The sequence below is a fragment of the Rugosimonospora africana genome (genome assembly GCF_016862975.1).
Classification (GTDB): Bacteria; Actinomycetota; Actinomycetes; order Mycobacteriales; family Micromonosporaceae; genus Rugosimonospora; species Rugosimonospora africana.
The window spans coordinates 67,931-91,279 of the sequence record NZ_BONZ01000056.1; the positions used below are offsets into that span (position 1 = coordinate 67,931).

16 protein-coding genes are annotated in these 23,349 nt (G+C 70.9%); 14 read left to right on the forward strand and 2 right to left on the reverse strand.

Annotated features, from left to right (window positions below):
• The first annotated feature begins 7 nt into the window (after positions 1-7).
• The 5 genes from Raf01_RS28765 to Raf01_RS28785 all read left to right on the forward strand — a co-directional run bounded on the left by Raf01_RS28765 (position 8) and on the right by Raf01_RS28785 (position 6,102).
• Positions 8-1,168 (forward strand): acyl-CoA dehydrogenase family protein, encoded by a 1,161-nt coding sequence (locus Raf01_RS28765; protein ID WP_203921166.1) that lies wholly within the window; start codon positions 8-10, stop codon positions 1,166-1,168.
• Positions 1,169-1,257: 89 nt separating this feature from the next.
• On the forward strand, positions 1,258-2,166 hold the full coding sequence (locus tag Raf01_RS28770; protein WP_203921167.1) for a DUF4230 domain-containing protein: 909 nt from the start codon (positions 1,258-1,260) through the stop codon (positions 2,164-2,166).
• Positions 2,167-2,220: 54 nt separating this feature from the next.
• A complete protein-coding gene (locus tag Raf01_RS28775; RefSeq protein ID WP_203921168.1) occupies positions 2,221-3,582 on the forward strand; it encodes an L-serine ammonia-lyase in 1,362 nt (453 codons plus the stop codon).
• 139 nt (positions 3,583-3,721) lie between these two features.
• Positions 3,722-5,068, forward strand: coding sequence for an ABC transporter ATP-binding protein (locus tag Raf01_RS28780; protein ID WP_203921169.1), 1,347 nt, complete (start codon positions 3,722-3,724; stop codon positions 5,066-5,068).
• Between the two features lie 50 nt (positions 5,069-5,118).
• Entirely contained in the window at positions 5,119-6,102 is a 984-nt protein-coding gene (locus Raf01_RS28785; RefSeq protein ID WP_203921170.1) for an acyl-CoA dehydrogenase family protein, read from the forward strand.
• A gap of 3 nt (positions 6,103-6,105) precedes the next feature.
• Here Raf01_RS28785 and Raf01_RS28790 read toward each other — a convergent pair whose 3' ends face one another.
• Positions 6,106-6,855, reverse strand: coding sequence for a CAP domain-containing protein (locus Raf01_RS28790; RefSeq protein ID WP_203921171.1), 750 nt, complete (start codon positions 6,853-6,855; stop codon positions 6,106-6,108).
• A gap of 393 nt (positions 6,856-7,248) precedes the next feature.
• Here Raf01_RS28790 and Raf01_RS28795 point away from each other — a divergent pair, with 393 nt between their 5' ends.
• Entirely contained in the window at positions 7,249-8,220 is a 972-nt protein-coding gene (locus Raf01_RS28795) for a magnesium transporter CorA family protein (protein WP_203921172.1), read from the forward strand.
• A 142-nt stretch (positions 8,221-8,362) separates the two neighbouring features.
• On the opposite strand, the gene Raf01_RS28800 is transcribed toward Raf01_RS28795, so the two are convergent.
• Positions 8,363-10,177: a sialidase family protein gene (locus tag Raf01_RS28800; protein ID WP_203921173.1), complete on the reverse strand. Its 1,815-nt coding sequence runs from the start codon at positions 10,175-10,177 to the stop codon at positions 8,363-8,365.
• Between the two features lie 461 nt (positions 10,178-10,638).
• Between Raf01_RS28800 and Raf01_RS28805 the strand changes: the two genes are divergently transcribed.
• From Raf01_RS28805 to Raf01_RS28840, 8 genes are all read left to right on the forward strand, one after another.
• A complete protein-coding gene (locus tag Raf01_RS28805; RefSeq protein ID WP_203921174.1) occupies positions 10,639-10,794 on the forward strand; it encodes a DUF6131 family protein in 156 nt (51 codons plus the stop codon).
• Positions 10,795-10,934: 140 nt separating this feature from the next.
• Entirely contained in the window at positions 10,935-13,034 is a 2,100-nt protein-coding gene (locus tag Raf01_RS28810) for a transglycosylase domain-containing protein (RefSeq protein ID WP_239134000.1), read from the forward strand.
• Between the two features lie 240 nt (positions 13,035-13,274).
• The gene (locus Raf01_RS28815) at positions 13,275-13,997 is read left to right on the forward strand and encodes a BON domain-containing class I SAM-dependent methyltransferase (RefSeq protein ID WP_203921175.1); all 723 of its coding nucleotides are present in this window, start codon (positions 13,275-13,277) and stop codon (positions 13,995-13,997) included.
• A gap of 359 nt (positions 13,998-14,356) precedes the next feature.
• Positions 14,357-17,749, forward strand: a complete 3,393-nt coding sequence (locus tag Raf01_RS28820; protein ID WP_203921176.1) for a S8 family serine peptidase — start codon at positions 14,357-14,359, stop codon at positions 17,747-17,749.
• A 175-nt stretch (positions 17,750-17,924) separates the two neighbouring features.
• Entirely contained in the window at positions 17,925-19,547 is a 1,623-nt protein-coding gene (locus tag Raf01_RS28825) for a S8 family serine peptidase (RefSeq protein WP_203921177.1), read from the forward strand.
• Positions 19,544-20,137, forward strand: a complete 594-nt coding sequence (locus Raf01_RS28830; protein WP_203921178.1) for an RNA polymerase sigma factor — start codon at positions 19,544-19,546, stop codon at positions 20,135-20,137. Before Raf01_RS28825 ends, Raf01_RS28830 begins: the two co-directional genes overlap by 4 nt.
• On the forward strand, positions 20,134-20,655 hold the full coding sequence (locus Raf01_RS28835; protein ID WP_203921179.1) for a hypothetical protein: 522 nt from the start codon (positions 20,134-20,136) through the stop codon (positions 20,653-20,655). The genes Raf01_RS28830 and Raf01_RS28835 overlap by 4 nt, the downstream gene beginning before the upstream one ends.
• Before the next feature lie 4 nt (positions 20,656-20,659).
• Positions 20,660-23,266: a CHAT domain-containing protein gene (locus Raf01_RS28840; RefSeq protein ID WP_203921180.1), complete on the forward strand. Its 2,607-nt coding sequence runs from the start codon at positions 20,660-20,662 to the stop codon at positions 23,264-23,266.
• Positions 23,267-23,349: the final 83 nt, after the last annotated feature.

Genomic DNA, 23,349 nt, shown 5'->3' on the forward strand with positions numbered 1-23,349 from the left:
GGTAGCGATGACATCCTTGGACTTGCTGGACCTCGACTCCCTCCACTCCGACGAAGAGCGGCAGATCCGGGACGTCGTACGCCGGATGGTCGACGAGCGGGTCCGGCCGTTCGTCGCCGGCTGGTACGAGGACGGTGAGGCGCCGGTACGGGAGCTCATCAAGCAGTTCGGCTCGATCGGCCTTCTCGGTATGCACCTGACCGGATACGGATGCGCCGGAGCCTCCGCTGTGGCGTACGGGCTGGCCTGCCTGGAACTGGAGGCGGCTGACTCCGGGGTACGCAGCATGGTCAGCGTGCAGGGTTCGCTGGCCATGTACGCCATCTGGCGGTACGGCAGCGAGGAGCAGAAGCGCGCGTGGCTGCCGGCCATGGCCAGCGGCGAGGCGATCGGCTGTTTCGGCCTGACCGAGCCCGACCACGGTTCCGACCCGGCGTCCATGGCGACCCGGGCACGCCGGGACGGCGACGACTGGATCCTGTCCGGCGGAAAGATGTGGATCACGAATGCGCCGGTCGCCGACGTGGCGGTGATCTGGGCCCGCGACCCCGAGGGCATCCGGGGCTTCGTGGTGCCCACGGACACGCCCGGCTTCACGGCCCGGGAGATCCGGCACAAGATGTCCCTGCGCGCGTCCGCGACCGGGGAGATCGTGCTCGACGACGTCCGGCTGCCCGATTCCGCGCGGCTGCCGGAGGGGCGCGGCCTGCGGGCTCCGCTGTCCTGTCTGACCCAGGCCCGGTACGGCATCGTGTGGGGTGCGCTCGGCGCCGCCCGTGACTGCCTGTCGGTGGCGCTGGACTACGCGGTGTCCCGGGAGCAGTTCGGTCGCCCGATCGCCGGCTTCCAGCTCACCCAGGCCAAGCTCGCCGACATGGCGCTCGAACTGCAGAAGGGGTATCTGCTCGCCCTGCACCTGGGCCGCCGGGCCGACGCCGGGTCGATGACGCCTGAGCAGGTCAGTGTCGGCAAGCTCAACAACGTGCGGGAGGCGATCGCGATCGCCCGGCAGTGCCGCACCATCCTGGGCGCCAACGGGATCAGCGGCGAGTACCCGATTCTGCGTCACGCGAACAACCTGGAGAGCGTGCTCACCTACGAGGGCACCTCGGAAATCCACCAGCTGGTGGTAGGCCAGAAGCTGACCGGTTTGTCGGCCTTCAGCTAGATCCTTCCCGCCGGTCCCGTCCGGTCGCGACTGTCGCACCCTCCGCTTACGCTGTGGACAGAACTCGATCACAGGCGGGAGGACTGGCCATGGCATCGAACCCGTCATTTGAGCCCGGTCGCGCGGGGCTGCCCGAGGAGCCGACCGTGCGGCAGCCGGCCGCGGGCCACGACCTGCACCCGACATCAGAGCTGCCAGAGATCGACACCGGTACGGGGTGGCCGGAGGGAGAGCCGGCGACCGAAGCGCACGGCGCCGCCGGCGGTTCCGGGGAGCAGGTCCGCACGCTGGCCCGGCGCGAGGTCGACGGCGGCGGTGACGGCGGCGACGGCGGCGATGATCTGCCGGAGGCCCGCCGGCGCCCCGGCGGCTGCCTGGTCTGGCTGGCCGGGGCCGTCGCGCTGGTGGTCGTGCTGGCGCTGGTGTTGAACGTGTCCGGGTTGCTGCCGCACTTCCACAACCCGTTCGCGTCCAAGAAGACCGACCGCAGCCAGCCCACGCTGCTGCTGTCGATCCAGGACCTGGCGAGGTTCGACGCCGCCAGCGGCAACTTCCAGGAAGTGATCGACGTTCAGCAGGACCGCCGGTTCATTCCGGACATCATCTTCAACGACCGCGCCCTGTTCGTCTGCGTGGGCTCGGTCGACGCCTACGTCGACTTCACCAACATCGGCCAGGGCGACATCACCGACTCGACGGATCACAAGACGGTCACCGTCCGGCTGCCGGCCGCCGCGCTGGAGAAGACCAACATCGATCACGACAAGAGTTACGTGTTCGCGACCCAGAAGGGCCTGGCCAACCGGATCGGCGACTTCTTCGGCGGCGACGAGAACAAGGAGCAGGAGCTCTACAAGCTCGGCGAGCAGCGCATCCAGCAGGCGGCCAAGGACAGCGGGCTGATCCAGCGGGCCGAGGACAACACGAAGGAAATGCTGGAACAACTGCTCAAGTCACTCGGGTACACCACCATCACGGTGACCTTCACGGCGAGCTAGGCTCCGACGTATCGGCCGACAACGGCGTCGGCGGACGGCGCAGAGGGACCAGCGGTGATTAGTGTCTTCGACCTGTTCAAGGTCGGTATCGGGCCATCCAGCTCACATACGGTCGGTCCGATGCGCGCCGCCCGTACGTTCGTCGCGGCGCTCAAGGCCGACGGCACCCTGGCCCACGTGGCCGCCGTACGGGCCGAGCTGTTCGGGTCGCTCGGGGCGACCGGGCACGGCCACGGCAGCGACCGGGCGGTGATCCTGGGACTGGCCGGCGAGGATCCGGAGACGGTGGACACCGCCACGATCACCGACCGGGTCGCCGCGGTCCGGTCCTCCGGCAGGCTGGCGCTGCTCGGGTCGCACGAGGTCGACTTCGACGCCGACCGGGACCTGGTGCTGCACCGCCGCCGTACGCTGCCGTTCCACCCGAACGGGATGGTGTTCACGGCCGTCGACCGGTCGGGCGCGGCTCTCGCCGAGCGGACGTACTACTCGGTCGGCGGGGGCTTCGTGGTCGACGAGGCGACCGGCGAACTCAAGCCCGACGAGACGCCGGTGGCGTACCCGTTCCGGACCAGCGCCGAACTGCTCGATCGGACCCGGTCGGCGGGCCGCTCGATCAGCGAGATCATGCTGGCCAACGAGCTGTCCTGGCGGGGCGAGGCGGACGTGCGTTCGGGCCTGTCGCACATCTGGCACGTGATGCAGGACTGCGTGGAGCGCGGCTGCCGGGCCGACGGCGTGCTGCCGGGTGGCCTGAAGGTTCGGCGACGGGCCGGCGAGCTGCGGCGCGCACTGGAGTCCGAGGTCTTCGCGACCGATCCGCTGCGGGTGATGGACTGGGTGAGCCTGTTCGCGCTCGCGGTCAACGAGGAGAACGCCTCGGGCGGCCGGGTCGTGACCGCCCCGACCAACGGCGCGGCCGGCATCATCCCCGCGGTGCTGCACTACTACACGAGGTTCATCCCGGGCGCGGACGACGACGGGGTGGTGCGGTTCCTGCTGACCGCCGGCGCGATCGGCGTGCTGTTCAAGGAGAACGCGTCCATCTCCGGCGCCGAGGTCGGTTGCCAGGGCGAGGTCGGCTCGGCCTGTTCGATGGCGGCGGCCGGGTTGACCGAGGTGCTGGGCGGCTCGCCCGGCCAGGTGGAAAACGCGGCCGAGATAGCGATGGAGCACAACCTCGGATTGACCTGCGATCCGGTCGGCGGCCTCGTGCAAATTCCGTGCATCGAACGCAACGCAGTGGCGAGCATCAAAGCCATTACCGCGGCAAGAATGGCTCTCCGTGGAGATGGCGAGCACTATGTGTCACTGGACAAGGTAATCAAGACGATGCGCGAGACCGGCGCCGACATGAAGGTGAAGTACAAGGAGACCGCGCGTGGCGGTCTGGCCGTAAACGTGATTGAGTGCTAATCGGAGTCGGTTAATGCACGATTACCGGCCAAAGATGGCACGTTTACCCGATGGCCAAAGTCAACACTCTTCGTAACAGTACATGACTCGGGGCGGGTCGCTGGCCTGCATGATCTTTTAGCGCCCGGGAGGTGACGGAGTGGCGACCGTCGCGCTCAAAGATGTCACGAAAGTGTTTCCTGACGGCACAATCGCTGTCGACAACGTCAACCTAGATGTTGGCGACGGTGAATTCATGGTGCTGCTCGGGCCGTCCGGCTGTGGCAAGTCGACGGTGCTGCGGATGGTCGCCGGATTGGAGGATCCGACGTCCGGTGCGATCGTGCTGGACGGCGAACTCGCCAACGATCTGGCGCCGCGCGACCGCAAGATTGCCATGGTTTTCCAGGACTTTGCCCTCTACCCGCACATGACCGTCGGCGACAACATCGGGTTTCCGCTGCGACTGTCGGGAGTGGACGCCGAGCCGCGCTCGGAACGGGTCGCGGACGTGGCCAGCGCGCTGGGCATCGGCGACGTGCTGGGTCGGCGGCCGTCGCAGCTGTCCGGTGGCCAGCGGCAGCGGGTCGCCATGGGCCGGGCCATCGTCCGCCGGCCCGGCCTGTTCCTGATGGACGAGCCACTGTCCAATCTGGACAGTGGGCTGCGGGCCGAGCTGCGGGCCGAGATTTCCGGGCTGACCCGTGAGCTCGGCGTCACCACGCTCTACGTGACGCACGACCAGGCCGAGGCGCTGACCATGGCCGACCGGGTCGCCATCATGCGGCGCGGGGTGCTGCAGGACGTGGGTACGCCGACCCAGGTGTACGGGCGCCCGGCGACCCTGTACGTCGCCGCCTTCCTCGGCGCACCGCGGATGAACCTGCTGGAGGCGCAGGTCTACGTGCACCTCGACCGGCACATCGCGCTGCACATGGGCGAGCAGACGCTGTACCTGCCGTGGAACGACATCCGGGCCCGGGCCGTGGCGCACTACCACGGCGAGCGCATCGTCGTGGGCATGCGGGCCGAGGCGCTGGTACCGGTGCCGGTCGACACCGAGGGCGACGTGCTGCGCGGCCGCATCCGGTACCTCGAACACCACGGCCACGAGTCGCTGGCGTTCCTGGACATCGGCGCGTACGCGGTGATCGTCGACGACATCGGCGGCACTCCTCCGGAAGTCGCCGGCCCCCGCGGCCTGCGCCGGTTCGGCAACCTGGTGAAGCGGGTGGCCGGCCGGGGTGGCGAGCAGGAACTGGTCGGCGCGAGTGTGGCCGGACACAACGGTCGTGGCGGGAACGGCAAGCCGGGGCCGGGCGGGCGCAACTCCGAGGGTGTGTTCAGCGACCCCGGCCGGCACCATCGCCGCCCCGCCGAGCTGGCGGTCCGGCTCGCTCCGTACCCGGCGGTGGGCAGCGGGCATCCGCTGGCGGTGTCGGTCCGGATGGAGGCGCTGCACTTCTTCGACGACCGCGGCCAACGCATCGACGTCGGCTGGCGCTAGCAGGCGGGGTTGGCCGCGGCCCTGTCGTGGGCGGCCCTATCGTGGTGGCTGTGTCTTCCCCGCAGCGACCGCTCGACGCAGCGCGTGAGATGGCCGAGAACGTGCTCTGGCCGTCCGTCGCCGAGGTCGACAGGGCCGACCGGATCCCGGCCGCCCAGCTCGACCTGCTGGCTGCCGAGGGCTTCTACGGGCTCGCCACCGAGGTGGACGCGACGCTGCTCGGCCGGCTGGTGGAGACGCTGGCCAGTGGCTGCCTGACCACCGCGTTCGTGTGGCTCCAGCATCACGGCGCGGTCCGCGCGGTGGCCGCCGCCGAGCGTCCCGAGCTGCGCGTACGGTGGCTGGACGAGCTGCGCTCGGGCCGGTGCCGGGCCGGTGCCGCCCAGGCCGGCGTGCAGCCCGGGCCGGCGCGGGTACGGGCGCGGCGGGTCGACGGCGGGTACCTGCTGACCGGCGAGGCTCCCTGGGTGACCGGCTGGGACATGATCGACGTGCTGCACACCGCGGCTCGGGTGGCGGACGGCTCGACCGAGACGGTGATCTGGGCGCTGCTCGACGCGGCGACCGGGCCCACGCTGGCCGTGGAGCCGCTGGATCTCGTCGCGGTCGCGGCGAGCCGTACCGTGGTGGTGCGCTTCGCCGATCACTTCGTACCCGATGACCGGGTGACCATCGTCGTGCCGTTCGCGGACTGGCCGGCCCGGGACGCCGCGGGGCTGCGTGGCAACGGCTCGCTCGCGCTCGGGCTGGTCGACCGCTGCGTACGGCTGACCGGATCCGACCCGCTGAACCGGGAACTCGACGAGTGCCGTGCCGGGCTGGACGCCGGGCCTCCGGAAGTCATGCCGGAGCGGCGGGCGGCGGCCTCGGCACTGGCGACGCGGGCGGTGGCGGCGCTGACCGTGGCCACCGGCTCCGGTGCCGTGCTACGCGGCAGCCACCCGGAGCGGATGGCCCGGGAGGCACTGTTTCTTCAGGTGTTCGGCTCCCGGCCGGCGATCCGCGCGGCCCTGCTGCGGCACTACGCCGCGTAGGGTCTACGCGGGCGTCCCGAAGTCCTGCGTCCAGTACGGCGTGTGCTTGCTGTTGTACGCCAGCCCGACACCGATGTTGCGCAGCGAGCAGTTGAGGATGTTGGCCCGGTGCCCCTCGCTGTTCATCCAGGCGTCCATGACCGAGGCCGGGGTGGTCTGCCCCTCCGCGATGTTCTCCGCCGCCGCCGAGTACCTGTAGCCGGCGTTGGTGATGCGCGTCCACGGGGTGACGCCGTCGGGCGTGTTGTGGTCGAAGTAGTTGCGGGTGGCCATGTCCTGGGAGTGCCCCCGGGCGGCCGCGGTGAGGCGTGAGTCGACGGTCAGCGCCGGGCAGCCGGCGGTGGCCCGCTGCTGGTTGACCAGCGTGACGACCTGGCTCTCATAGCTGGCGTTGCCGGAGGACGGGGGCTTCGCGGTCGTGCGCACCGGTGCGGGCGCGTGCGTGGGCGCGTGGGTCGGGGCGTGCGTCGCCGATGGCCGGACCGACGGCGAAGCCGGAGCCGAGACGGACGCGCTCGGCGAGCCCGACGGGAACGCCGAGGCGGATGCCGGACCGCTCGGGTTCAGCGCGGACACGACCTGCGGATCGGAGACCGGGCGGACTGGCTGCTTGGCGGCCTCCTTGATCACCATTGCGAAGACGCCGAGCACCACCAGGGCGAGCACCGCCGCGCCGCCGATGGCGAACTTCTGGACCAGCCGCTGATGCCGGTCCTTGTCGTCGACGTCGATGTGTCGCGAGGGGTTGGTCACCGGGGCCTCCACGAACTCGTTCGACCAGTCTGGCTCGGCGCGTCTGCGCCGCGCGCGACCCAGACCAGTCGTCGACCAGCCTGGCTCGGCCGGTCTGCGCCGCGACCCAGACCAGTCGTTGAACACGTACCGCACTCTCGCAACAACTCACCGCGAATGCGAGGGTTTCGCGCGAACCCGTAGAGACTAACGGCTTCCGGACCTGCCAGGACACTCAAAACTGGGAATCACATCGGCGACGATCATCAATGCGTCGCGCGGCCCGGGAAGTGCGGGCCGACCCGTCCCGCGGGTCCCGGACGCCGCGTGTCGCGCCGCGCTCGTGAGCCCCGCTCACGGGAGATTCCCCGCGTCCGCGAGCCGGTCGGCGACAACCGGCATATCTTGACGGTCATGGCGTACACCCGGCTGTACCGCAACGGTGGGCTCGAGGCCGAGGATTTCCCGATCGAGGAAGTCTCGGAGTACATCAAGGATCCGACCGCGACGGTGTGGTTCGACCTGTGCACGCCGAGTCCGGAACAGCTGCGGACGATCAGCGAGGAGCTGGGGTTGCACCCGCTGGCCGTCGAGGACGCGCTGCACAGCCACCAGCGGGCCAAGCTGGACCGCTACCCCACCCACCTGTTCATCACCGCCTACTGTGCCGGGCTCGCCCGTGACTCCGGCGAGCTGACCAGCTACGAGATGAACGCGTTCGTCACCTCCAACGCGCTGGTCACCGTGCGCAAGGACGTGGCCTTCGACATCGGCCAGGTGGTGGCCCGGTGGGACGACAACCGCGATCTGGCCAGGTCGGGCGTCTCGTTCCTGCTGCACGGCCTGCTCGACTACGTGGTCGATACCCACTTCGAGGCGGTACAGGCGCTGGATTCGGAGATCGAGGATCTGGAGGACCGGCTGTTCGAAGACCGGCCACAGGACCAGCGGATCCAGTTGCTCACGTTCGAGCTTCGCAAGTCGCTGGTCAACCTGCGCCGGGTCGTGCTGCCGATGCGCGAGGTGATCAACTCGGTGATGCGGCGCGACCTGCAGATCGTCGACGAGACGATGACGCCGTACTTCCAGGACATCTACGACCACGTACTGCGCGCGACGGAGTGGACGGAGTCGCTGCGCGATCTCATCACGAACGTCCTGGAGACCCACCTGACGCTGCGCGGCAACCGGGTCAACACGATCATGAAGCAGGTGACGAGCTGGGCGGCGATCATCGCGGTACCGACCGCGGTCACCGGGTTCTACGGGGAGAACGTGCCGTACCCGGGGTACGGCCACGTGTCCGGGGTGATCTCGTCGATCGCGATCATCGTGGTCCTCGCCGCGGCTCTGTTCCTTATCTTCAAGCGGCGCGGCTGGCTCTGACTTCCCGGCCGGCTGGCTCTGACTCCCCGACCGCCCGGCTCTGACTCCGCGAACGGCTGGCGCTGATTTCCCGAGCGGCCGGCCGGATACCCGACCGGGCCCGGTCCGATCGGACCGGGCCCGGCTCCGGGGTGGGGAAACGTCAGAAGAGTGCCGGAATGCCCTGGCTGTAGACATCCTGGTTCGGGTCCGTCGTCCCCGGGTTGCCGCGGAAGTCGGTCCAACAGGGATGCGCGACGAAGTCGATGCCCATGGCGAGGGCGCTGTAGTCGCCGATGAACACGCCCTGCAGCACGTTGCCGTCCTCGTCGGTACTCACGAACTGGACCTGCGGGTTCGCGGTCTGGGTCGTGATCCGGCGCAGGCCGCCGAGGTTGTCGCCCCAGCCCGCCGAGTACGCGTAGTCGACGCCGATGCCGTGCGGGTCGAACGTACGGGTGTAGTACGACACCACGACCCGGTTGCCCACCGCGGCGACGGCCGGGAACCATTCATCGGTACCGCTGCCCAGCTTGACGGGTTTCGACCAGCCCGCGCTGCCGTGCTTCGAGCCGACCAGGAACGTGTCGCCGTTGGTCTTGACCGACGAACCGTTCGAGTACCGGCCGTCACGGTCGTCGGCCCAGGTGATCCACAGCCGGTCGGTCAGCCGGTCGTAGGCCAGCTGCGGGAAGCTGTTCAGCCGGAAGTTCTCCCCGGTGAGGGTCTCCGGGAAGTCGAAGTCGCTGGACACTTCCTGGCTGCGGTAGGTGCGCCCGCCGTCGCGCGAGGTCGCCATGACCACGGCGTCGTGGTCGTCCGCGGCGTCGCAGTCGGCGGTCGCGCAGATCGAGGTCTCGTACGCGATGTACAGCGTCCCGTCGTTGCCGACCTGAGGATTGGAGCCGGAACCGAACGGGGTGATCCCACCCTTGAACCTGTCCAGCGTCGGGGAGACCCGGGTCGCGCCCGACCAGGTGCGACCGAAGTTGCCGGAGCGCACCGACATGATGGGCGATTCGAGGTAGTTGCCGTCGCTGTCGTAGGTGAACCTGGTCCAGGTGACGTAGACCGTACCGCTGGTCGGGTCGGCCGCGATCCATTCCTTGTCGTTGAAGACGTCGGTGGGCACCGGGGCGCCGGCCGCGGTGACGCCGTCGAGCTGCAGGATCGCCGGGTCGCCCCAGGTCAGTCCGCCGTCGTGGGACACCGAGACGGTGAGCCCGCTGGCCTGCTGGGAGCCGTCGGTCGGCACCACCCGGCTGAACACCAGGTTCGCGTAGTACACGGTGTTGCCCGGGCCGAAGGCGATGGCCGGGTCGCCGGCGGAGTCCATGTAGGACAGAGCGCCGGTCGCTCCGGTGTCGTACCCGAGGTGCGGCAGCACGACGTCCTTCCAGGTGCGGCCGCCGTCGAAACTCGTGAGCGCGACGCCGGTGCTGTCGTTGCGCTGTTCCCGATCGTTGAAGATGCGGTAGTCGTTGGAGCCGGCCACCACGTTGCGTGGGTTGTACGGGTTCACCGCGATGGTGGTCTCGTTCTGCGCCGAGCTGCAGCCGGCCTGGCTGCCGACCGGTACGACCGTGTCGCCCTTGATCAGATCCAGGTTCGGGGCCGGGTCGCGGTATGGGTTCGGCTTGCCGATGTAGTCCTGACACAGCGCGGAGAGTGTGGGCTCGTCGCCACCCTCGTCCTCCTCGCCCTCCGCGAATTGCTCCTTGAGCAGATCGTTGGGGACGGTGTGCTCGGAGGGCTCGTCATCGTCGAGCGCACGGGCGCGGGCTCGGTGAGTGGTGCCGGGGTCGGCGGGCGCGGGCTTGGCGGCGCCGGCTCCGCCGTTCCGGCCGGCGGACACCGCGCCGGTGCCGGTGTGCGTGGTGAGCGCCGCGGACGCCGGTTGCCCAGCCAACGCGAGTGCGAGGGCGGCCAGCGTCGAAACCGTCGCGACAGCGACGAAGCGCAGTCTTCCTGAGGTCACGTCGAACCTCCGTCTCGGCGCCGCGCGCCGTCGCGCGACGCGTCTCGTGGCTTCGACTGCTGTCTATCAAAATCGCCAGCGCGGCGGACCCTGCCAGCACCCTACGACCCGTAGGTGGCACCCTCGTCTTGCCTCCCGGGTCTGCGGATGCCGAGGCGGCGGTGCGCGCTGGGAACCGGGAGGGTGGTCAACGGGCCGGGAGCCCGGACGGTTTCTGGGTGGTGCGGCCGAGCGCACGGGGGAACGCCGACCGCACCGAGCGTCATGATACATATCAATCCCTCGCCGTACAGGCACGTCGCGGAGAATGGCCCGGCGCGCGCATCCCGGGGGCGCCGCGGTTCGGCGATGGGTCCGACGACCGCGCCGCCGGCACCCGCGGCACTGACGGGATTGAATGATCTGAGGTTCGGGTACTTCCTGGTCATGGTCTTCCCCGTGACCAGAAGGTGAGTCGTAAGATGATCATTCTCGGTGTGGTCCTGCTGTTGCTGGGCCTGCTTCTCAAGGTCTCGATCCTGTGGACCATCGGCGTGATCGTGCTGGTGATCGGTGCCGTGCTGTTCCTGTTGGGATCGGTCGGGCGGCCGGTCGCCGGCCGGCGCCATTATTGGTGAATCGGTTTCGCGGCCCGTCCGGCGTCGAGCCGGGCGGGCCGCCTCACACTGTCCACTGTGGAGTATCTGTGCGACGGAACTGAAATCTCACCTCCGGTAGGTGAGTTCGGTTCACCCCGATCGCATGAACGATCTGTTGCGTGTTCGATCGTTTTCTCAGTGGTAAAGCGTCCCGTCTGGCCGTTTCGGGCATCCTGGCCGGCGCCGCCCTCGCGGTGTTCGCGTTCCCGGCTGCCGGCCTGTACGGTCTGGTCCTCAATCGGGTCACGAACTTCTACAACACGGCGCCCGACGCTCTGAACATCCCGCAGAACCCGCAGATCACCACCGTCTACGCGAACGACGGGAAGACGCTGATCACGAAGTTCTACGACGAGCGGCGGCACGATGTCGCGTTGAACCAGATTTCGCCGTATATGCAGGAAGCGATCGTCGCGTCCGAGGATGCCCGGTTCTACAAGCACGGCGGCGTGGACATGCGCAGCGTCATCCGGGCCTTCGTCTCCAACGGCCGGGGCAGCAACGCCCAGCAGGGCGCGTCCACGCTGACCATGCAGTACGTGCGCAACGTGCTCAAGGAGGATCCGAACCTGTCGCCCCAGCGGCGGGTGGACGCGACCGCCAACAACGCCGGACGCAAGATAACCGAGATGCGGTACGCGACCGCTCTCGACAAGAAGTATTCGAAGAAGGAGATCCTGCGCCGGTACCTGAACATCGCGTATTTCGGCAACGGCGCGTACGGGATCGACGCGGCCAGCCGTTCCTACTTCAGCAAGACACCCGGTCAGCTCACCCTGGCGGAAGCCGCACTGCTGGCCGGCATCGTCCAGTCGCCGGACGTGGACAACCCGGCGTTCGGCGACCGCGCGGCGGCACTGTCCCGGCGCTCGTACGTGCTGGACTCGATGGCGAGGATGAAGGTCGTCACGCCGGCCCAGGCGGCGAAGGCGAAGAACGAGCCGCTGCACATCAAGACCAGCATCGAGCCGAACAACTGCTCCGCTGTGCCGGACCAGCACAACGACTGGGGTTTCTTCTGCGACTACCTGACCCAGTGGTGGACCAATCAGCCGGCTTTCGGCCAGACCGAGCAGGATCGCAAGGATGCCCTCAAGGAGGGCGGCTACACCATCGTGACGTCGCTGGACCCGAAGACCCAGGCGGCCGCGCTGAGCCAGTCGCTGGGCGTGTACGGGTACGGCAGCCCGATGGCCCTGCCGCTGGCCGTCGTCCAGCCGGGTACCGGCCGGATCGCGGCGATGGCGGTCAACCGGCACTATTCGCTGGAGGAGAACCCGGGCAAGGTCGGCTATCCGAACAGCACCGCCCAACTGATCGGCGGCAACGGGGGCATTCAGGGCTATCCGGCCGGCTCGACGTTCAAGATGTTCACCATGCTGGCAGCGCTGGAGGACGGCAAGCCGCTGTCGACTCAGTTCAACTCGCCGGCCAAGCTGCAGACCAAGTGGTACGCCAACGGCTCCGCCAGTTGCAACGGGTACTGGTGCCCGGGTAACGACAACCCGTCCTGGATGGACGGCCCGCGGACCATGTGGAACGGCTTCGGCCGCTCGGTGAACACCTACTTCGTCTGGCTGGAGCAACAGATCGGCCCGGAGAAGGCGGTGGCCATGGCGCAGCGGCTGGGCATCACCTTCCGGGCTCCGGCCGATGCCGACCTGGCCGGCGTCAAGGCCATCAACTGGGGCGCCTTCACGCTCGGCGTGGCGGACACGACCCCGCTCGACCTGGCGAACGCGTACGCGACGCTCGGGGCGGACGGCCGGTACTGCGATCCGTTGCCGGTGCTGTCCATCAAGGACGCCCATGGCAGGGAGGTGTCCGCGGCGAACCCGAACTGCCGTACCGCGGTCTCGCCGGACATCGCCCGGGCGGCGGCGGACGCGGGCCGCTGCCCGGTGGGTGAGCAGTCGGCGTTCGGGATGTGCGACGGGGGTACGGCACCGGAGGTCGGCTCGATCCTGGCCGGGCGGCCGATCGCCGGGAAGACCGGAAGTACCGAGAACAACGCGACGGAGACCTTCGTGGGGGTGACCCCGCAGTTGGCCGCGGCGGCGATCGCGGCGGACCCCGACAACCCGAGCGACCTCGCGGGCGAGGGCGTGTCCTCCAGCGTGAACAGCGCGGTCGCGAACACGCTCGCGACGGCGCTGAAGGGGCAACCGGTGGTCAACTTCCAGGCCCCGTCGGCGGCGATAGCCGGCGGAAGCGGCTAGCCGAACCGGAGCCCGGTGCGGCTAACCGAACCGGAGCCCGGTCCCGGCTGGACCGTTGCCGGGCCCGGCCGGGTGTCCTCGCCACGCCCGCGTCGCACCCCGGCCCCGGCCGGGATTGGCCGGCGGCACACCGCTTTCCCGCGGCCGGGGACACCGGCGTGGCGCGGGCGGGCGCGCCGACGCCCCGGTGTGAACCCGGTCGGCCGGGGTAACGGCCCTGCCGATTGGGAGGTGCCGGGCATGGTGGTGACAGAGCACGCGACGGTGTCGTCCGGCCGCTGGGCGCTGCTCGACCAGTACCTGGCGGAGACCGCGCGGGATCTGTTCGCCCACGACGACCGGCTGCGCGACCTCACCGTCGAGGTCCGCTTCGATCGGGGCGTGGCGCACCTGACCGGCGACGTACCGGAGGGCGGCGCGCTGCGCATGATCCGCGACCTGCTCGGCCGGATCGACGGCGTGTACGGGATCTGGTCGCGGGTACGGGTGTCCGGCCGCACGCCGACCATCCTCGACCTGGGCTGCGGCCGGACCAAGCAGTACCCGGACAACATCGGCGTGGACCGGTACCCGACCCCGGCCGTGGACATCGTGTCGGACCTGCGCACCGGCGTACCGGCGGCGGATCACTCGGTCGACACGGTGTTCACCGTCCACGTGCTGGAGCACCTGCTCGACTTCCTGCCGCTGGTCGACGAGTGCCACCGGGTGCTGCGGCCGGACGGCGTGCTTCACGTGATCAGCCCGTGGTGGCGATTCGTGAACGCGGTGGCAGACCCGACTCACGTGCGCTACCTCGACGTCCAGACCATCAAGGGGATCTGCGACCGGCGGGACGGCTCGCCCCGCTGGTACCCGCTGCACGCGGCCTGCGACGGCGCGAGCGTGTTCGCCGACCTGACCCCGCTGGCCGACGGGCAGCCCGGCCCCCAGCCTTCGTACCTGGCCCGCTTCTTCGACTGATTCCGTCGAGCGGCCGAGACCGGCGACGCGGCCTGAGGCCGTCGGGCGGCCGGCCGCGCACCGTGTCCGGTGACGCGAGACCCTGGCCGGCGACTGGTCTGGGTCGTCGCGCGGCGTCAGACGCGCCGAGCCAGAATGGTCGACAACTCGCACCCAAAGATCACGAACTGTCGCTCTCGCAGCGGGTCGGCGCGCGCGCCGAAAGGGTCCGGTGAGGGTGCCGGGTCACGCATGCGACCACTGGCCGCCAGCGGCGAGGGACCCTACGATCTTGGACTAGTCGCGTTCTGACCGGACCGAACCGGGCCTTCGTACGTACTTCTCGATGGAGGCGAATTTTCGCGACGAGAAAGGCTGTGATGAACGTCAGACGCAAGTACCGACTGGCTGTCGGTGCCACCGCTACGGTGGGGCTGGTGCTCGCGGCCAGTCCCGGTGTGGCCAACGCGGTGCCGGCACCGACGCCCGCGCTCTCGAGCACCGATCGGCACCCGGTGATCGTGGTCCTGAAGAACCAGCACCCGGAGCTGAACGCCAAGACAGCTCGCAAGCAGCGGCAGGACGCCGCGCACAAGGACCAGGCTCCGCTGGTGGACAGCGCGCGCAAGAGCGGCGCGAGCAGCGTGAAGAGCTTCTCCATCGTCAACGGCTTCTCCGCCAAGCTGAGCTCGGCCGAAATCGCGCACCTCGACACCGACCCGAGCGTCGCCGCGGTGGTGCCGGACCGGATGGTGCCGATCAGCCCGTTGACCGACGCCGACAAGTCGACCATCAAGTCGCTGGCCGGACCGACCGCCCCGGCCGATCACGTGCTGCCCGGCTCCTGTCCCACGGACCCGAGCAAGCCGCTGCTGGAGCCGGAGGCGCTGCAGACCACGCACACCGCGTACGAGAGCAAGAGCACGCCGCAGGCGCAGAACCTGGTCGACGGCTCGGGTGTCAAGGTGGCCTGGATCGCCGACGGGCTGGACCCGAACAACCCCGACTTCATCCGCGCCGACGGCAGCCACGTCTTCACCGACTACCAGGACTTCTCCGGCACCGACCCGAATCTGGGCGGGGTGGGCGCGGAGGCGTTCGGCGACGCCAGCGCGATCGCGTCGCAGGGCCGCCAGGTCTATGACGTCTCCAAGTTCGTCAACGACGCGCACCCGCTGCCGGCCGGCTGCAACATCACTGTGCGCGGCATGGCGCCGGGTGCCTCGCTGGTCGGCATCAACGTCTTCGGCTCGGCCGAATTCGCCACCAACTCGGTCATCATCCAGGCGATCGACTACGCGGTGAACGTCGCGAACGTGGACGTCATCAACGAGTCGTTCGGTGGCAACCCGTACCCGACCGACGGCACCGACCCGACGGCGCTGGCCGACGACGCGGCGGTCGCCGCGGGCATCACGGTGGTCGCCTCCAGCGGTGACGCCGGCCCGACCAACACCATCGGCACGCCGGCCGCCGACCCGAACGTGATCTCGGTCGGCGCGACCACCACGTACCGCGCGATGGCACAGGTCGGCTACTCCGGCTCCCGCAACTTCGGGACCTCCTGGGTCAACGGCAACCCGTCGGCACTGTCGTCGTCCGGCATCACCGACCGGGGCCGGACCATCGACCTGGTCGCGCCGGGCGAGGCCGGCTGGGCGGTGTGCACCCCGGATCTGGACAGGTTCGCCGGCTGCGCCGCGTTCAACAACCAGCCGTCGCCGATCGAGTTCTTCGGTGGTACCAGCCAGTCGTCGCCGTTCGTGGCCGGCGGCGCGGCGCTGGTCATCGAGGCGTACAAGAACACGCACCACGGGGTACGGCCGGCTCCGGCGCTGGTCAAGAAGATCCTCACCAGCACCGCGACCGACCTGGGCCTGCCGGCGCAGCAGCAGGGCGCCGGTGAGATGGACACCTACCGCGCGGTCCGCGAGGCGATGTCCATCAAGGACGGCAACGGCTCGCCGGCGCCGCAGGGCGACGGTCTGGTGCTGAGTTCCGGCAGCGGCGACACCCAGCTCACCGCAGTCGGCGACGCCAACTCGACGCAGGATCTGACGCTGAAGGTGACCAACACCTCGCCCGACAGCCAGGTGGTCAACGGACACGGCCGGATCCTGGGCAAGACGCTGTCGGACGTGAAGTCCAGCATCGCGGTCGACATGACCTCGACGACCGGACCGAGCTTCGCCGACGGCATCAACGGCCCGGCCGGGCCGACCATCCGCGATTTCAGCGAGACCACGTTCACCGTGCCGGCCGGCGCCGACCACCTGACCGGCCAGTTCGCCTGGCCCGGCGGCACCGCCAACGGCCAGTCCGCGATCCGGGTCGCGGTGATCGGGCCGCACGGCGAGTACGAGGACCAGTCGTACCCGCAGGGCAACGGCAACCACGGCACGATCGACGTGCGGTACCCGGCGCCGGGCAAGTGGACCGCGGTGTTCATGGGTACGCGGGCCGCGACCGGGTTCCACGGCTCGGTGTCGTACGAGTTCACCAGCACCAGGTATGTCGACTTCGGCCAGGTGAGCCCGTCGAGGCTGACCCTCAAGCCGGGGCAGACCGGCACGCTGCACGTGAAGGTCAAGCTGCCCGACTCGGCCGGTGACCTGTCGGCCGCCGTACAGCTGGACACCGCGTCGCACAACACCTTCTCGGTACCGGTGACGCTGCGTTCGCTGCTGTCCACCAAGACCGACGGCGGTGCCTTCCACGGCACGGTGACCGGCGGCAACGGCCGGGGCAACCCCGGCGCGCAGACCCAGGCGTACTTCTTCGACGTGCCGAAGGGCAAGGCAGACCTGGGCATCGACCTGACCCTGGCCAAGGACCCGAACCAGCAGGTCTCCGCCGCGCTGATGGGGCCGGACGGCCAGGTGCTGTCGCTGTCCACCAACCTTGGCGTGGACAACGACGGCGACGTGACCGCGGCCAACGCGCTCCAGGGCTACGTGCGGGCGCCGGCGGCCGGCCGGTGGACGTTGTTCATCAACGTCAACAACCCGACCAGCGGTACCGCGCTGGCCGAGCCGTTCACCGGCCACCTGCGGTACGACACGGTCGACGTGAAGGCGTCCGGTGTGCCCGGCGGCAAGGTGGCGGCCGGCAAGCCGGTCACGGTGACGGTCAAGGTGCGCAACACCGGGGCGGTCACCCAGTCGTACTTCGCCGATCCGCGGTTGACCGCGTCGGCGACGTACCCGCTGCAGGCCCTGCCGGACACCGACACCACCGTCGCGCTGCCGTTCGACGCGACGGCAAAGCCGCCGGCGTGGGTGGTTCCGACCGAGAGCACCAACCTGACCGTGCGGCAGTCGTCGACCATCCCGGCCGACTTCGACCTGTCCACGCTCAACAACGGGGCGCCCGAACTGTACGGGGCGTCCCAGGGCCTGACCGCCATCGCGTCGCTGTCCGCCAACCGGGTCAGCCAGGGCCCGTGGGGCGCGGCTCCGACGCCGATCGGCCCGACCAACGGACCGGTCAGCGGCTCGGCGTCGCTGAGCGCGACGGTGAAGACCCAGGCGTTCGACGGTGCGGCGACCTCGTCGACCGGCGACTTCTGGCTCACCGCGACGCAGGCACAGTCGCCGGCGTTCGCGCCGCTGGTGTTGCGGCCCGGGCAGTCCGGCACGATCACGGTGACCGTCACCCCGACCGGGGCGAAGGGCTCGAAGGTCAGCGGTGTGCTGTACCTGGACACCTTCTCGTCGTTCCTGTTCAGCGGCGACGACGTGGCGGCGGTGCCGTACTCGTACACGATCAAGTGAAGTAGCGGTAACCGGCGGCCCGGGGGCGTACTGCTCCCGGGCCGCTGCCGTCTATTCCCGGCGTTATCGAATCGTGATGGTGTCACGTATCTGCCGGTGGCGCAGCGCCGCTCTGGGTCCATGAGGTACATCGATGACCGGTAGCGTCGCTGGACAGACGATTTGGAGACCGCCGATGAGGCTCTACTTCCCGCCGAGTGACGGCCCCGCCCAGCGATCGGGGGCAGTGGCCAGGCCGACCGCTCTGCCGGCCATCCCGGACAGCGTGCTGGACCGGCACGGCGCCCGCGTGCTGCGCCCGGCGGAGGCGGTCCGCGCGTCCGGCGCCCCGGCGCCGGCGAGCACGGTCTACCGCTCCGGTGTGCTGCTGGTCCCGCAGGACCTGCTCACGGGCGAGCGCGCCGCCCTGGCCGCGTTCAACGCCGCACTGGCCGGCGAGGGCTTCACGCTGCTGGCGCCGGAGTCGGTGCCCGGTGCCGTGCGCGGGCACGCCGCCTCGGCGGGGGCGCTGGCCGCCTCGCACCGGGCGGCCCCACTGGCCGCGGCCGGCGGGCAGCCGGTGGCCGTGGACGCGTGGCGCGCGCTCACGGCTCTGCGCGCCGCGGGCCAGCGCGGTGACCTCGACGCCAGCGCGGCCGGTCGGGTGCGGCTCGACCACCTGCTGGTCGGGGCGAACATCGCCACGCAGGGCAGCGGCGACCCGGAACCGCTCACTCTGGGCACCCCGCAGGCGGCGCTGTCCGGCCGGATCCCGGTCGGCGTCATGCTCCCCGCGCCGCCCCGGCGCACGCTGGCCCAGCTCGGCGTCGGGCGGCGGCCGGTGGTGGCCGTCCTGGACACGGGGTACGCGCCGCACCCGTGGCTCGACGTGGTGGACCGCTCCGCCGCCGTACCGGCCGACGAGTTCGTGGTCGTGGACAGCGCGGCGCAGGCCGCCATCCAGGCGGGTACGGTGGCCGGCGCCACGAGAAGCGGCATGCCGACCGAGATCCTGGACGGGTACCTCGACCAGCCGGCGGTCGCGCAGCCGCTGGTCGGCGAGTTGGACTCGCACGCCGGGCACGGCACGTTCATCGCCGGCCTGATCCGCCAGATCGCGCCGGACGCCCAGGTACGGGCGATCCGGGTGATGCACCCGGACGGGGTGGCGTACGAGAGCGACGTCCTTCTCGCGCTCGCCCTGATCGCCGACGAGACCCGCCGGGCGCAGCAGGGCGACGCGACCGCCCGGCCGGTCGACGTGGTCTGCCTGTCCCTCGGATACTTCGACGAGGGCGACCCCACCGGCCAGGCGACCGGGCAGCTGGCCGCGGCGATCGACACGCTCACCGGCCTCGGGGTGCTGGTCGTGGCGGCCGCCGGCAACCACGCGACCGGCCGTGAGTTCTACCCCGCCGCACTGTCCACCCGGCCGTCGCCCGGCGGCTTCCCGGCCGTCGTGTCGGTCGGCGCGCTCAACCCGAACGGCAGCATCGCCCGGTTCAGCAACGAGGCCCCGTGGGTCACCCTGTACGCGCCCGGGGTGGCGTTGATGTCCACGTTCCCGGCCGTGGCCGGCTCGGTGAACCCGGCCGAGACGGTGAACGGGGCGTCGCGCCGCCGCGAGTCGCTGGATCCGGACGACTTCGGAGCCGGGTTCGCGTTGTGGAGCGGCACGTCGTTCGCCGCGCCGGTGGCCGCCGCGATGCTCGCCAACCTGATTCTGGGGCAGGGCACGGCGCTCGACGAGCGCGACGGGCCGGCCGCGATCCGCCGGGCGGGCCAGGCATGGGACGCGTTGCAGAAGGAGTGGCAATGACGCCACAGGTGGCACCCGCCCCCGACGACCGCCGCGCGCACCTCGCCGATCTGTTGCTCAGCGCGCGCGACGGCAGCCGAGAGGCCCTGCACCAGATCGTCGCGGAGCTGACTCCACTGCTCTGGCACGTGGCCCGCGCCCAGGGACTGGACGCGGCCATGTGCGACGACGTGGTGCAGACGACCTGGCTGTCGCTGCTGCGCAACCTGGATCAGATCCGCTCGCCCGAGGCGCTGCGCGCCTGGCTGGTGACGGTGGTGCGGCGCGAGGCGAGGCGGGTCGGCGGGGTCGGCGTGCGGGAGCGCCCGGTCGCGGTCGACTCCCTGGAGTCCGTGCCGGACGACGGCCGGCCGTTCGACGAGCTGCTGATGGAGGGGGAGCGGGGCACGGCGCTGTGGCGGGCCGTACGCCAGCTGTCCCAGCGGTGCCAGGAACTGCTGCGGGTGGTCGCGTTCGTGGAGCGGCCGGACTACGAGTCGGTGGCCGCCGCGCTCGGCATGCCCCGGGGCAGCGTCGGCCCGACCCGCGGCCGGTGCCTGGCGAAGCTGCGCAATCTGCTGATGTCCCAGCCGGAGTGGAGCACGACGTGACGCCGGGTCCCGTGCCCGCCCCGCTCGACGAGCCGGGCAGCGACGAGCCGATCGACGACCTCGACCTGGCCATCCTGGCCGGGCTCGCCGACCTGTACCGCCGCGCCGACCCGGTGCCCGCCGGGCTGGTGGAGCGGATCCAGTTCGCGGTGGACCTGGACGACCTCGATGTCGAGGTCTGCCGGCTTCGCGACGACTCCGACCTGGTCCCGGCCGGGGCGCGCGGGCAGGAGGAGAGCCGCACGGTCACCTTCGACAGCACCAACCTGACCATCATGATCACTATCAGCGTGGTGCCTGACGACACGGTACGGCTGGACGGCTGGCTCGCACCGCCGGCCGCGCTCCGGGTCGAGCTGCGCACCACGACGGGCCACCTCTCCACCGACGCCGACGAGCGGGGGCGGTTCGTCATCGAGTCGGTCCCGCGTGGGCTCGCCCAACTCGTGGTGCGCACGCCCGCGGACGGCACTGCGGACGACGACAGATCCGTGGTGACCCCGTCGATCGTGATGTAGCCCGATGACCGTCCATTCCGTCGAACCGACGGTGCGCCGGCTGCACCGCGACGGCGTGGCGGCCATGGCGCAGGGGCGGCCGGCGGACGCGGTACGGCTGCAACGCGCCGGGCTCGCGCTGCTCGGCTTCGGCCTACCAATCCGGGTCGGCGCGTCCGGCGCCGCGCAACGACCCGGACCAGTCGAGGACGGGACCACCACCACCGGTGGCCGGTACGACGCGCTGGCCGGGCGGCTGCTGATCAGCCTGGCGTACGCGGAGGCGGAGCGGGGCCGGACCAGGTACGGGTTCGAGCTGCTGACCCTCGCCGGTGCGCTGATCGAGCCGGACGACCGCGGGGTGCTGGTACAGCAGCGTGCGCTGATGCTGCTGCGTACCGGCCGGTTCACCGACGCGCTCGCCGACTTCGACGAGGCGATCCCGCTGCTGGGCGGCGAGCGGCACCTGCCGGTGCTGTGCACGACGCTGCTCAACCGCGCCGCGCTGTACCTGCACGCCGGCCGGGTCCGGGCCGCCCGCGAGGACCTGGCCAGCTGTGAACGGCTCGCCCAGCGCGGCGATCTGCCCCTGGTCGCGGCGAAGGCGTTGCACAACGCCGGATACTGCGACCTGCTGAGCGGCGATCTGCCCCGGGCGCTGGACGCGTTCGGCGCGGCCGAGCCGCTGTTCGGCCGGCACGGCCCCGGATTCCTGCCGATGCTCACCGCGGCGCGGGCCCGTGCCCTGCTGTCGGCGGGCCTCGCCCGTGAGGCGGGACGGAGCCTGGACGGGGCCGTCACCGAGTTCGCCCGGCACCGGTTGAGCCAGGAACTGGCCGAGGCTGAACTGCTCCGGGCACAGGCCGCGCTCGGCTACGGCGACCACGCGGCGGCGGCCAGCCGGGCCAGGCGGGCGGAGCGGCTGTTCCGTCGCCGCGGCAACGACGCCTGGGTGGGGTTAGCCACGCTGGCCAGACTCAGGGCGCAGCTGCCCGGCAGCCGCGCGCCGGGTGGTCTCGCGGCTCGGGCCGCCGAGCTGGCCGGTCGGCTACGCGCGATGGGGCTGGCCCGGGACGCGGAAATGGCCGATCTGCTCGCCGCGCGGGCCCTGGTCGCCGCCGGACGGACCGGGCGGGCGCGGGACGTGCTGGCCGCGATCCCGCGCGGTCGACCCAACGAGTCGCTGGAGCTGTCGCTGACCAGGCGGATCGTGCGCGCCGAGCTGGCCGCCGCCGAGGGGCGCCGCGGGCCCGCGCTCACCGAGATCCGCCGCGGCCTGGCGGTGCTCGACGACCACCGCAGCCGGTTGGGCAGCCGCGACCTTCAGGTGGGCATCACCGCGCTCGGCCGGGAACTGGCCGCGGCCGGGTTCGACACGGTGGTGGACGGCGGGTCGCCGGCCGCCATCTTCGACTGGTCGGAACGGTCGCGGGCGCAGGCGTTCGGGGTGCCGCCGGTACGGCCGCCGGCCGATCCGGTGCTCGCCGAGGCGCTGGCCGAGCTGCGCCAGCTGCGCGAGTCCCTGCGTACCGCGGAGCTGGAGCGGCGGCGGGTGCCGGGTGCCCGTACCCGCTGTGCCGAGCTGGAGCGGACCATCCGGGAACGGGTCCGCAGGGTCGCCGGCCCCGGCCAGACTGTGCCGGTGGCCGGCCTGGCCGAGATCGAGGCGGAGCTGGCCGCCAGCGATCGCGTGATGCTCAGCTTCCTGACCCGGCATGGGCGGCTGCACGCCCTGCTCGTCGACGCCGGGACGGTCCGGATGGTCGCGCTCGGCGATCACGCCAGCGTCGAGGACGCGGTGGCCCGGCTGCGCTACGACCTGGACGCGCTGACCGGGCGGCGGCTGCCGGCAGCGCTGGACGCGGCGATCCGCGGCTCGGTGACGCACCAGCTCGACGTGCTCAGCCGGGAGCTGATGACCGGGCTGCGCGCCGAGCTGGCCGACCGCGAGCTGGTCATCGTCCCGACCATGGCGCTGTCCTCGCTGCCCTGGGGGCTGCTGCCGGAGCTGCGTGGCCGGCCGGTGACGGTGTCCGCGTCGGCGTCCGCCTGGCTGCGGGCGCGCCGGCGGCCGGTGCCGGGCGAGCGGGTGCCGGGCGAGCCGGTGCCGCCTCTGCTGGTGGCCGGGCCCGACCTCGATCAGGCCGAGGTGGAGATCGGTGAGATCGCCAAGGTGTACCCGGGGAGCCGCGCGCTGACCGGCGCGGAGGCGACGGTGGCCGCGACGCTGGCCGGACTGGACGGAGCGCCCATCGCGCACCTGGCCGCGCACGGCCACCACGAGCACGAGAACGTGCTGTTCTCCCGGCTGGACCTGGCCGACGGGCCGCTGATGGCCTACGACATCCAGCGGCTGGCCGCGGCTCCCGCCTCGGTGACGCTGTCCGCCTGCGACGTGGGGCGCACCGTGGTCGCGCCGGGCGACGAGATCCTGGGCTTCACGGCGGCGCTGCTCTACGCCGGTACCGCGAGCGTGGTGGCCAGTGTCGCGCGGGTGACCCATCACGCCGCGGCGGAGGTGATGACCGGCTACCACTGCGCGCTGGCCGACGGCGCGCGGCCCGCCCGGGCTCTTGCCGACGCCTCGCTGGCCGATCCGTTCGCCCCGTTCGTGTGCTTCGGTGCCGGCTGACCGCCGATGTATCTGTCCCGTTTCGGTCTCCTCTTATCCACGGTGGGGTACGTGGGCTCGCGGTTCACGCGGGTCCGGCCAGG